This is a genomic window from Gordonia sp. UBA7599 (assembly GCA_002477755.1).
Lineage (GTDB): Bacteria > Actinomycetota > Actinomycetes > Mycobacteriales > Mycobacteriaceae > Gordonia.
In genome coordinates this window covers 22,639-34,040 of the sequence record DLKD01000143.1, presented here as the reverse complement: position 1 = coordinate 34,040, position 11,402 = coordinate 22,639, and the positions used below count along the sequence as shown (strand labels likewise).

General features: G+C 68.7%; 10 protein-coding genes and 2 pseudogenes. 10 read left to right on the top strand and 2 right to left on the bottom strand.

From position 1 onward, the window contains the following. The 10 genes and pseudogenes from B4L26_RS17115 to purM all read left to right on the top strand — a co-directional run. A pseudogene (locus tag B4L26_RS17115) lies at positions 1-163 on the top strand (3'(2'),5'-bisphosphate nucleotidase CysQ); the annotation flags it as partial. Positions 164-236: 73 nt separating this feature from the next. Next, positions 237-1,358, top strand: coding sequence for a transporter substrate-binding domain-containing protein (locus B4L26_RS17110; protein ID WP_290720773.1), 1,122 nt, complete (start codon positions 237-239; stop codon positions 1,356-1,358). A gap of 49 nt (positions 1,359-1,407) precedes the next feature. Next, a complete protein-coding gene (gene purL, locus B4L26_RS17105) occupies positions 1,408-3,711 on the top strand; it encodes a phosphoribosylformylglycinamidine synthase subunit PurL (RefSeq protein WP_290720771.1) in 2,304 nt (767 codons plus the stop codon). Positions 3,712-3,996: 285 nt separating this feature from the next. Then, positions 3,997-4,386, top strand: a pseudogene (locus B4L26_RS17100) (CD225/dispanin family protein); the annotation flags it as partial. A gap of 3 nt (positions 4,387-4,389) precedes the next feature. Further along, positions 4,390-4,857 (top strand): DUF2752 domain-containing protein, encoded by a 468-nt coding sequence (locus B4L26_RS17095; RefSeq protein WP_290720767.1) that lies wholly within the window; start codon positions 4,390-4,392, stop codon positions 4,855-4,857. 30 nt (positions 4,858-4,887) lie between these two features. Beyond that, a complete protein-coding gene (locus B4L26_RS17090) occupies positions 4,888-5,976 on the top strand; it encodes a diacylglycerol kinase (RefSeq protein WP_290720765.1) in 1,089 nt (362 codons plus the stop codon). Positions 5,977-6,016: 40 nt separating this feature from the next. Beyond that, positions 6,017-6,541 (top strand): hypothetical protein, encoded by a 525-nt coding sequence (locus B4L26_RS17085; RefSeq protein ID WP_290720764.1) that lies wholly within the window; start codon positions 6,017-6,019, stop codon positions 6,539-6,541. Beyond that, positions 6,538-6,918, top strand: a complete 381-nt coding sequence (locus tag B4L26_RS17080) for a sterol carrier family protein (RefSeq protein ID WP_290720763.1) — start codon at positions 6,538-6,540, stop codon at positions 6,916-6,918. The genes B4L26_RS17085 and B4L26_RS17080 overlap by 4 nt, the downstream gene beginning before the upstream one ends. 71 nt (positions 6,919-6,989) lie before the next feature. After that, a complete protein-coding gene (gene purF, locus B4L26_RS17075; RefSeq protein ID WP_409563495.1) occupies positions 6,990-8,585 on the top strand; it encodes an amidophosphoribosyltransferase in 1,596 nt (531 codons plus the stop codon). 81 nt (positions 8,586-8,666) lie between these two features. After that, the gene (purM, locus tag B4L26_RS17070; RefSeq protein WP_290720761.1) at positions 8,667-9,767 is read left to right on the top strand and encodes a phosphoribosylformylglycinamidine cyclo-ligase; all 1,101 of its coding nucleotides are present in this window, start codon (positions 8,667-8,669) and stop codon (positions 9,765-9,767) included. Positions 9,768-9,876: 109 nt separating this feature from the next. On the opposite strand, the gene B4L26_RS17065 is transcribed toward purM, so the two are convergent. Together B4L26_RS17065 and B4L26_RS17060 are read right to left on the bottom strand one after the other, a co-directional pair. Further along, the gene (locus B4L26_RS17065) at positions 9,877-10,047 is read right to left on the bottom strand and encodes a DUF3073 domain-containing protein (RefSeq protein ID WP_290720760.1); all 171 of its coding nucleotides are present in this window, start codon (positions 10,045-10,047) and stop codon (positions 9,877-9,879) included. A 151-nt stretch (positions 10,048-10,198) separates the two neighbouring features. Continuing rightward, positions 10,199-11,386: a YgfZ/GcvT domain-containing protein gene (locus tag B4L26_RS17060; protein WP_290720758.1), complete on the bottom strand. Its 1,188-nt coding sequence runs from the start codon at positions 11,384-11,386 to the stop codon at positions 10,199-10,201. Positions 11,387-11,402 lie beyond the last annotated feature (16 nt).

Below are 11,402 nucleotides of genomic sequence, written 5' to 3'. Positions count from 1 at the left end.
CGACGCCGTGGTGGCCGAGAGCCTGGCGCAGGCCAAGGGCCTGTGGTGCAGCCGCATCGACGGCTCGCCGCTGCGCTACAACCAGCGCGACACCTTTCTTCCCGACCTGATCGTGTGCCGGCCGGACTTGGCCGATCGGATCATTGCCGCGATCCAGGCTTAACCGCTGGTGATGCCGCTGCGGCGATCGGCTCTTAAGCACCGGAAACTCGTCGCTGGCGGATATTCTTCACTGCGTGCACCCACGTTTACGGGCCCTGAGCTTGGTCCTGTTCCTCCTCGGGATGATGGTCGGGGCACCGGCGGGCCAGCCGGTGGCGCACGCCGAGCCCCGGAACATCACGGTGATCACCCACCCGCTGGCACCGTTCGTCATGGTCGAGGGCAGCCACCGCACCGGATTCACCGTCGACCTCTGGGATGAGATCGCGCAGCGGTCGGGGTGGACTACCACCTATCGCGACGTGGACAGTGTGAAGGATCAGCTCGCCGGTGTGACCAGCGGCGCCGCCGACGTCGGGGCTGGCGCGATCTCGATCACCTCCGAGCGCACCGCCCGGTACGACTTCAGCCAGCCGATCCTCAACGCGGGCATGCAGATCATGGTGCCCGCCGGAAAACAGGGCCCGACCACACCGGGCCTGCGCGGATTCCTCGACCTGCTGCTGTCCAAGACGATGCTGGTCTGGTTGGCCTCGGCACTCGTGTTGGCGCTGGTGCCGGCGCACTTCTACTGGTTCGTCGAGCGTCGACACCCGGAGTCGAAGATCTCGCGGTCGTACTTCCCCGGGATCGTGCAGGCGCTCGGAGCCATGCTTGGTTCGTTGATCGCGGCGGGCGATGATGCGCCGCAACACTGGCTCACCCGCGGCCTGTTCCTGTTGTGGGCGTTCGTCGGCGTGATCTTCGTGGCCTTCTACACCGCCAACCTCACGGCGAATCTCACCGTCGAGCGCTTCGACTCCAAGATCTCCGGGCCCGGCGACCTCGTCGGGAACAAGGTGGCCACCGTCGCCCACACCACGTCGGCGGCCTTCCTCAAGGAACGGGGAATCAAGGCGACCGAGATGGACTCCGTCGACGGTGCGCTGCGAGCCATCCGCGAGGGATACGACGCCGTCGTCTTCGATGCCCCGGTGCTGCAGTACTACGTAGCCCATGCGGGGAAGGGGATCGCGCAGATGTCCGGACCGATTTTCGCCGCCGAGGACTACGGCTTCGCGTTCAAGGAAGGAAGCGACCTGCGCCGACAGGTCGACGCCGCGCTGCTCTCGATGCGCGAGGACGGAACCTATGAACGCATCAGGCAGCTGTGGTTCGGCGCCGAAGGGTCCGGCGGTTCCGAGGGTGGGAACTGATCTCGGCGCTCGAAATGCGGGCGGAACGGACTCGCCTAGACTTGTGCGCGTGACCTCCCACGTCGACACAGTGTCGAATGCCGAGCAGACCCCCGATCATCCCCAGCCTTTCACCGAGCTCGGGTTGAAGGACGACGAGTACGCGCGGATCCGCGAGATCCTCGGGCGCCGCCCCACCGACGCCGAGCTGGCCATGTACTCGGTGATGTGGTCGGAGCACTGCAGCTACAAGTCCTCGAAGGTGCACCTGCGCTACTTCGGCGAGACCACCACCGAGGAGATGCGCTCCAAGATGCTCGCGGGCATCGGCGAGAACGCCGGGGTCGTCGACATCGGTGACGGCTGGGCGGTGACGTTCAAGGTCGAGTCGCACAACCACCCGTCCTACGTCGAGCCGTACCAGGGTGCGGCGACCGGCGTCGGCGGCATCGTCCGCGACATCATGGCGATGGGCGCCCGCCCGATCGCGGTGATGGACCAGCTGCGCTTCGGCGCGGCCGACGCCCCCGACACGCGGCGCGTCGTCGACGGTGTGGTGCGCGGCGTTGGCGGCTACGGCAACTCCCTGGGCCTGCCCAACATCGGCGGTGAGACCGTCTTCGACGCGAGCTACGCCGGCAACCCGCTGGTCAACGCCCTGTGTGCGGGTGTGCTGCGCACCGAGGACCTGAAGCTGGCCTTCGCGTCCGGCGCGGGCAACCAGATCATCCTGTTCGGCGCGCGCACCGGTCTCGACGGAATCGGCGGTGTCTCGGTCTTGGCGTCGGAGACGTTCGACGACGACGGTGGAGACGGCCCCAGCCGCAAGAAGCTTCCGTCGGTGCAGGTCGGTGACCCGTTCACCGAGAAGGTCCTCATCGAGTGCTGCCTGGACCTGTACCGCGAGGACCTTGTCGTCGGGATCCAGGACCTCGGCGGCGCCGGCCTCTCGTGCGCGACGTCGGAGCTGGCCGCCGCCGGTGACGGCGGTATGCACATCGACCTGGAGAAGGTGCCGATGCGCGCGCAGGGGATGACCCCGGCCGAGGTGCTCTCCAGCGAGTCGCAGGAGCGCATGTGCGCGGTCGTGGCACCGGAAAACGTCGAGAAGTTCATGGCCGTGTGCCGCCGCTGGGATGTGCTCGCGACGGTGATCGGCGAGGTCACCGACGGTGAGCACCTCGTCATCGACTGGCACGGGCAGACCGTCGTCGACGTTCCGCCGCGCACCGTCGCCCATCAGGGCCCGGTCTACGAGCGCCCGCTCGAGCGCCCGGAGTGGCAGGACGACGTTATCGCCGACACCAGCGCGTCGCTGAATCGGCCGTCGACGCCCGACGAACTGCGCGCGACGACCCTGGCGATGATCTCCTCGCCTGCGCTGTGCAGCCGCGCGTTCATCACCGAGCAGTACGACCGCTATGTGCGCGGCAACACCGTGCTCGCCGAGCACGCCGACTCGGGCATGATCCGGATCGACGAGGAGACCGGCCGCGGGATCGCGCTGGCCACCGATGCCTCGGGTCGATACACCTTCCTCGATCCGTACCGCGGTGCGCAGCTCGCGCTGGCCGAGGCGTACCGCAACGTATCGGTGTCGGGCGCGGCGCCGGTGGCGGTTACCAACTGCCTGAACTTCGGGTCCCCGGAGAACCCGGCGGTGATGTGGCAGTTCAGCCAGGCCGTGCGCGGGTTGGCCGACGGATGCGCGCAGCTGGGCATCCCGGTGACCGGCGGTAACGTGAGCTTCTACAACCAAACCGGTTCGACGCCGATCCTGCCGACACCGGTCGTCGGGGTGCTCGGCGTCATCGACGACGTGAAGCGCCGTATCCCCACCGGATTCGGCACCGAACCGGGGGAGACGCTGATCCTCCTCGGGGAGACGCGCGACGAGTTCGACGGTTCGATCTGGGCACAGGTCACCGGCGACCACCTCGGCGGAGTGCCGCCCGTGGTGGACCTGGAGGCGGAGCGGTTGCTGGGCCAGATCCTCGTCGCCGCGTCACGAGACGGCCTCGTCTCCGCCGCTCACGACCTGTCCGAGGGTGGCCTCATCCAGGCCGTGGTCGAATCGGCGCTTGCGGGCGAGACCGGTTGCCGGATCATCCTGCCCGACGGTGCGGACCCCTTCGTGTGGCTGTTCTCCGAGTCCGCCGGACGGGTGCTGGTGTCGGTGCCGCGCACCGAGGAGTCGCGGTTCTGCTCAATGCTCGACGCGCGCTCGCAGCCGTGGACGCGCATCGGCGTCGTCGACCAGGGCGCTGACGATGTGAGCGTGCAGGACCAGTTCTCCATCCCGCTGTCGGAGTTGCGGCAGGTGCACGGTGCGACGCTGCCCGCCTTGTTCGGCGAAGGACTGCATTCGGTCTGAGGGTGGACCCGGGCTGGGTTCGCGCTGGTTCCGGCCGCGCGGCACTTCCACAGGTCTAGTACCCTCACGGCATTGCGTTTGCGATGACCTGCGAGATGGAGCGCCACGATGACCAATCCCTATGACCCCAACGCGGTCCCCGGCGGTTACGGCCAGCCCGATCCCGGACAACCGGCCTACGGCCAGCCCGCACCCGGACAGCAGCCCTACGGCCAGCCCGGATACACCCAGCCCGACGCGGGACAGTACGCCCAGCCCGGCTACGGACAGCCCGCCTACGGACAGCCGGCCTACGGGGCCCCGGGATACGGCGCCCCCGGCTACCCCGCGGCGGGCGGCTACCCGCTGGCCGGCAAGCCGGACAACAACCTGGTGTGGGCGATCGTCACCACCGTGCTGTGCTGCCTGCCGCTGGGCATCGTCGCGATCATCAAGGCGAACTCGGTTGACAAGCTGTGGGCCGCAGGCGATTTCGCCGGTGCCCAGGCCGCGGCCGACGAGGCCAAGCGCTGGTCGATGTGGGGCCTCATCGCCGGCATCGTGTGGTCGCTGATCTGGGTCGTCGTCGCCGTCTTGCTGATGGCGGGCGTCATCGGTGCGGCGTCGACCTCGACGTACACCTACACGCCGCGCTACAGCTACACCTACACCTCGCCGACGTACCCCACGTACTGAGCGATGCCCGTGGTGCAGCGGGCCCCCGACCGCACCGACCGAATGATCGGGGCGCTTGAGCGGTTCGGCTCGAACCCAGTGGTCGGACCGGCTGCGGTCCTCGCCGGTACCGCAGCCGTGGGGGCGCTCATCTGGTTCGGTGATCCGACCAATCCCGACGGCCACCTGCCAGCGTGCCCGACCAAGACGCTGCTGGGCATCGTCTGCCCCGGGTGCGGCACCATGCGGATGCTGTACTCCTTGATGCATGGCGACATCGCCGGGGCATTGCATTACAACGCCGTCGGCCTGGTCGCCGTCGTGCTGCTGGCGTGGTCCTTTGCCGCCTACTGCGCCAGGGTGTGGACCGGGCGGCGGTGGCGGACCTGGCAACACGGGCGGTATTCGGCGGTTGTCGTGCTCGTCGTGGTCGTCGTTTGGTTCGTCGTCCGCAATATTCCCGTCGCACCGTTCGACTCGCTTGCCGTCTGAATAACTGGAACGTGTTCTAGTCTGAAGGGTATGACTCTTCGCGTCGTCGAATGGTCGACCGGCACCGTCGGCCGACACGCCATCGAGGGAATCGACCGCCACCCGGACCTGGAACTGGTCGGGGTGTGGGTGTCTGATCCGGCCAAGGTCGGGAAGGACGCCGGGCGCCTGGCCGGTCTGGACCGCGACTTGGGAGTCGTGGCGACCAACGACAAGCAAGCGCTGCTCGACCTCAAGCCCGACGCCATCGTCCACACCGCGATGACCGACGATCGGATCTTCGAGGCGATCGGCGACCTCACCGAGTTCGTCCGCGCCGGCGTCAACGTCGTCTCCTCGGGCCCGGTCCTGCTGCAGTACCCGTTCGGCGTAGTGCCCGCAGCGGTGACCGACCCGATCATCGCGGCCGCGAAAGAAGGCGGCGCCACCCTGCACGTCAACGGAATCGACCCCGGCTTCGCCAACGATGTCCTGCCGCTGGCCATGACCAGCCTGTCGCGGCGCATCGACGAGGTTCGCGTTGCCGAGATCGCCGATTACTCGACCTACTACCAACCGGTCGTGAACAGCCAGATCTTCGGCTTCGGTCAGCCCATGGACGAGCGGCCGGTGCTGCTCAACCCCGGTGTCCTGTCGATGGCGTGGGGATCGGTGGTCCGCCAGATCGCCGCCGGTCTCGACGTCGTCCTCGACGAGCCCCTCATCGAGCGGATCGAGGAAGTCGCCGCCGACCGAGACTTGGAAACCGTCTCCGGGATGATCCCGGAGGGGACCCGCGCCGCGCTGCACTTCGAGGTCGTCGGACAGGTCGGCGGCGTGGATCGCATCGTGCTTGAGCACTACACGCGCAATCACCCCGATCAGTGCCCCGACTGGCCCAAGCCGACCAACGGCGATGGCTGCTACCGCATCGACATCACCGGCGACCCGGTGCTCAACGTCGAGTTCGGCCACCACGGGGAGAACGGCGACCACAACATCTCCGGCATGGTCGTCACGGCGATGCGGCTGGTCAATTCGGTTCCGGCGGTCGTCGCCGCCGAACCTGGCCTGGTCACCGCGCTCGACCTGCCGCCGATCACCGGTCGCGGTCTGGTCGCCGGTACCCAACCCGGCTGACGACCGCCCCATGCGGGGCCCGTCGGGGCACAATGGGCCCGTGACCTACCCGTCGTACCCGTACCCGCCGCAATACCCGCCCGTGGCGCGACAGCCATCTGCGGGCACTGCGATCACGGCGGTGGTGCTCGCCTACGCGGCGGTGGGCGCGGCCGGGATCGGGCTCATCTACACCGTGCCGCTGCCATCGCACTACGACGCCGGGCCGTTCTGGTTCGCGGTGGTCGCCGTCGAAGTCGCCACTCTCGTGCTACTCGGTGCCGGTGCGACGATGATGTTGGCCGGCGTCACCGCCGGGCGGTGGATGGTCGTCGCCGGGTGCGTCGTCCTCATCACGGCCGTGGTGGTCGGATCCATCATCCTGGTGGTGTACGCGGCGGACGCGGTCGAATCGTCGTCGAGGTCGACCGCCCCCGATGGCGACTGGTCGCCGGTCATCGCGTGGGGTGTGGGCATCGTCCTGGCCTTCCTGTTCGCAACGGTCGTGGTGCCCGCCGCGCTCATCGCCGGTCTGACGCTCTCGTCGTCGACCAAGCGGTGGGTCGAACGGCCCCGCGTCCGATGAGGCCGGCAGCCGACCCGGCGGCGTGTCGCGCCGCGGTGGTGGCGGTCGCCGATTGGATCCGCGACGACGACGTGCCGCCGCCCGCGCGGCCCGCAGTCGCGGCCGCTGTGCGCCTGACCGCACGGACCTTGCCGCAGATCGCCCCCGGTTCCTCGGTGGAGGTCCGCGTCCCGCCCTTCGTCGCCGTGCAGTGCATCGAGGGCCCCCGGCACACACGGGGCACGCCGCCCAACGTCGTCGAAACGACGGCGCGGACGTGGCTGCGCCTGGCCGCCGGGGTGGTCTCCTTTGACGAGGCGGTGGCCGCCGGTGAGGTCGACGTCTCCGGTTCGCGCGCGGGTGATGTGGCCCATTTCCTACCGATCGTGCCGCTCTAGAATTCGCTGAGAACCGCTACTGGCACGTAGAATGGGGGTCAGCCCTCAACTTCGACTCCCCGGAGCGACGAGTGACCGATTTGTCGATCAATTCGCCCAACCTCCTCCCCGACGACCCCTCCCCGGTGTCGTCGTGCGCGCCGTCGAACCCCGCACCGGTCGATCAGCCCGACAACGAGCCCCGCGAAGAATGCGGCGTATTCGGCGTTTGGGCACCCGGTGAGGACGTCGCCAAGCTCAGCTACTACGGGCTCTATGCCCTGCAGCACCGCGGCCAGGAAGCCGCGGGCATCGCCGTCGGCGACGGCGCCCAGGTCATCGTCTTCAAGGACCTCGGCTTGGTGAGCCAGGTCTTCGACGAGCAGACGATGGCGTCGATGGTCGGCCACGTCGCGATCGGCCACTGCCGGTACTCCACGACGGGAAGCACGACCTGGGAGAACTCCCAGCCGATCTTCCGCACGACCGCGGCCGGCAGCGGCGTCGCCCTGGGGCACAACGGCAACCTGGTGAACACTGCGGCACTGGCGGCACGCGCCCACGAGCTGGGCTTGGACAGTAGCGGCGGCGCCACGTCGGACTCCGACCTCGTGGGCGCGCTCCTCGCGTACGGCGCCGCCGACAAGACCCTCGAACAAGCGGCCCTCGACCTGCTCCCCGAGCTCGAGGGAGCGTTCTGCCTGACGTTCATGGACGAGAACACCCTGTACGCGGCGCGCGATCCGCACGGTATCCGACCGTTGTCGTTGGGCCGTCTGGACCGCGGGTGGGTCGTCGCATCGGAGACCGCGGCCTTCGACATCGTCGGCGCGTCCTTCGTCCGCGACATCGAGCCCGGCGAACTCCTCGCCATCGACGCCGACGGCGTGCGCACCAGCCACTTCGCCGCACCCACGCCCAAGGGCTGCATCTTCGAGTATGTCTACCTCGCGCGCCCCGACAGCGTGATCAACGGCCGCACGGTGAACTCGGCGCGCGTAGAGATCGGCCGTCGTCTGGCCCGCGAGCACCCCGTCGACGGTGATCTGGTCATCCCGGTGCCGGAGTCGGGGACCCCGGCCGCCGTCGGTTTCGCCCAAGAGTCGGGCATCCCCTACGGGCAGGGCCTGATGAAGAACGCCTACGTCGGGCGCACGTTCATCCAACCGTCGCAGACCATCCGCCAGCTGGGCATCCGCCTCAAGCTCAACCCGCTGCGCGAGGTGATCCGGGGCAAGCGGCTCGTCGTCGTCGACGACTCGATCGTCCGCGGCAACACCCAGCGCGCACTGATCCGCATGCTGCGTGAGGCGGGCGCTGCCGAGGTCCACGTGCGCATCGCCTCGTCGCCGGTCCGCTGGCCGTGCTTCTACGGCATCGACTTCGCCTCACCGGCCGAGCTGATCGCCAACGGCATGGACGCCGACGAGCCGGCCGCGATGGTCGACGGTGTACGGCAGGCGATCGGTGCCGACAGCCTCGGTTACATCTCCATCGACGAGATGGTCGCCGCCACCGAGCAGCCGTCGTCGCAGCTGTGCAAGGCGTGCTTCGACGGCAACTACCCGATCGCCTTGCCCAGCGAGACGGCGATGGGCAAAGCGGTGCTCGAGTCGCTGCGCGGCGCCCCGGGCGTCGATCCACTCACCGCGGCCAATGACAACGTCAGCGCCGTGATGCGCCCCTAGCGCGCCAGCGCGATGAGTCCCACCTCGCCGCGTCGGGTAGCGTAAGCAGTCGTCCCCCCTTCCTTCCTCAGGAGTTTCGCCATGTCCACACGCGACTCGGGCGGTTTGCCCCCGGAGAACGCGTCCTACGCGGCCGCGGGCGTCGACATCGATGCCGGGGAACGCGCCGTGGAGCTCCTCGCCCCGCACGCCAAGCGGGCCACGCGCCCCGAGGTCGTCGGCGGTATCGGCGGCTTCGCCGGACTATTCGCGCTCAAGGGCGACTACCGCGAGCCGCTGCTGGCCTCGTCCAGCGACGGCGTCGGCACCAAGCTGGCCGTCGCGCAAGCGATGGGCCGCCACGACACCGTCGGTCGCGACCTCGTCGCCATGGTCGTCGACGACCTCGTGGTCTGCGGTGCCGAACCGCTTTTCCTGCAGGACTACATCGCCATCGGCAAGGTCGTGCCGGAGATCGTCGCCGAGATCGTCAAGGGCATCGCCGACGGATGCGTCGATGCGGGATGCGCGCTGCTGGGCGGGGAGACCGCCGAACACCCCGGACTCATGGCCGACGGCCACTACGACATCTCCGCGACCGGGGTGGGCGTTGTGGAGGCCGACGAGGTGCTCTCGGCCGACCGCGTTCGTGCTGGCGACGTCGTGATCGCGATGGCCTCGTCGGGCCTGCACTCCAACGGCTATTCGCTGGCTCGCAAGGTGCTGCTGGAGTGGGGCCACATGGACCTCAACGGCCACGTCGAGGAGCTTGACCGCACCCTCGGCGAGGAACTCCTGGAGCCGACGCGGATCTATGCCCGCGACTGTCTGGCCCTGATCGCCGAGGCCGAGGTGCGGACTTTTGCCCACGTCACCGGTGGTGGCCTCGCCGACAACCTCTCGCGTGTGCTGCCTCCCGGCGTTGTCGCCGAGCTGGAACGCTCGAGTTGGTCCCCGGCGCCGATCTTCGCGCTGATTGCGCAGCGCGGGCGGGTATCGCGCGAGGAGATGGAGCGCACCTTCAACATGGGGGTGGGCATGGTCGCGATCGTCGCGCCCGAGGACACCGACCGTGCCCTCGCAGTGCTGACTGCGCGGCACGTCGACAGCTGGGTGCTGGGCACCATCAAATCGGGCGGCCGTGACGCCGCCAAGGGGAAGACCGGCGTGGCGACGCTGGTCGGTGAACACCCGCGCTTCTAAGCGCCGCTGCTGCTGGTCTGACGGGCAAGCGAAACACCGCTAAGCACCCGCGCGCTAAGCGCAGAGGTGCCCGGGGGTCTAACTGGTGGAAGATGCCCGACGCGATGCGTCAGGCGTGACGCCATTCATCCTCGTCGGCCCAATTGTCCACCGGGTCCGAGTGCGGGGTGTCGTCGCCGGAGAGTTCGCGCTGCAGTCTCTCCAGGTCCGTCTGGTGCGTCGAGTACTTGAGTTGACGTGCAACCTTGGTCTGCTTGGCTTTTGCCCGGCCGCGGCCCATTTGGGACCCCCTCGCACAATTCCGGGGCGGCCACAATCCGCTAGTGGCGGCCCCGTGATTCAGTAGGAATATCTGTCGTGGGACCTAGTCTAGCCTGAACCGTCGCTGAATGCGGCCTTCGGGGCCCGCCAGCGATTCCGGCGTTTCCGGCTCAGCGGTTGCGCAGTCGGTCGATGGCTTCCCGGCCGGCCTGCGGATGGGTGTCGGCGACGACGGAATCGGGGTCGACGCTCGCCGCTACCGACTCGTCGTCGACCGTGACGGCCAGCTCGGTGGTCTCGTCGACACCGCGTTTGACCAGCGCCAGGGCGATCGGGCCGAGTTCGAAATGATCGACGGTGCTCCCGATGCGCCCGACTGCCCGCCCACCGGCCGTTACCGTGTCGCCCGGCCGCGGACGCGTGTCGGTACTGCCATCTAGGTGCAGCAGGACGAGGTGGCGCGGTGACCGACCGAGGTTGTGTACGCGGGCCACCGTCTCCTGGCCGCGGTAGCAGCCCTTGTCGAGGTGGACGGCGCCCTGCTCCGCGGGCGACCCGATCCAGTGGACCTCGTGCGGGATCGTGCGGTCGTCGGTGTCGACGGCGACGAGCGGTCGACGCGCCGCGATCCGGTGCGCGTGATAGGCCCACGACCCGGCCATCGTCGCCCCGGCTTCGATGAGGGCGTGCCAGCGCTGCTGCGCTTCGGTCTCCGGAAGGACAAGGTCGACGACGGGCAGGTCGCGGCTCTCGCCGATCGGCGGCATGATCCGCCAGAAGCCGAGCGGCTCGTCGTCGTGATGGAGCTCGGGAAGGTCGCCGGCGTCGTAAACGGCGGCACCGGAAGGGATTTCGAGCAGCTCCGCGATCGGTCCGTCGGTGGCGGCGGGGCCGACGAGTGTCAACACGCACATGTCCGGGCGCGCCACCGGCTCAGCTTTGGCCCAGAAGACCATCTTGGTGAGGAAGTCGACCAGCTCCGGTCCGCGCGGTCCCGGGGTGTCCACCCAGGTCACCTCGTCGATGTCGGTGAGGACGAAATGGTCGACGATGCGGCCATTGAGGTCCAGCGACAGGTTCTCGGCGCTACGGCGGTCGGGTAGGTCCGAGACGAATTGGCTGGAGATGGTGTGCAGCCAGGTCAGGCGCTCGTCGCCGGAGATCTCCAACACGGAGCGGTCGGAGCGGTCGACGATGATCGCCCCGGTCGTCGCGGCGCGCTGCTCGCCCAGCGGATCGCCGTAGTGCCAGGCCACCCGTCGGGAGCCGGGTCCATGGCCGTAGACGCCGTCCGGCTCAGCCACTGCGCCGACGGTGTTCGCGTCGAGATGGCTGGTGAGGATGACCGAGGATTCCACGACTCCACGATAGCCT

Excerpts from the sequence above, each read along its gene's own strand:
- B4L26_RS17095 (WP_290720767.1), top strand. The coding sequence starts at position 4,390 with ATGCCCGTGGTGCAGCGGGCCCCCGACCGCACCGACCGAATGATCGGG.
- B4L26_RS17090 (WP_290720765.1), top strand. The coding sequence starts at position 4,888 with ATGACTCTTCGCGTCGTCGAATGGTCGACCGGCACCGTCGGCCGACAC.
- B4L26_RS17080 (WP_290720763.1), top strand. The coding sequence starts at position 6,538 with ATGAGGCCGGCAGCCGACCCGGCGGCGTGTCGCGCCGCGGTGGTGGCG.
- purM (WP_290720761.1), top strand. The coding sequence starts at position 8,667 with ATGTCCACACGCGACTCGGGCGGTTTGCCCCCGGAGAACGCGTCCTAC.
- B4L26_RS17065 (WP_290720760.1), bottom strand. The coding sequence starts at position 10,047 with ATGGGCCGCGGCCGGGCAAAAGCCAAGCAGACCAAGGTTGCACGTCAA.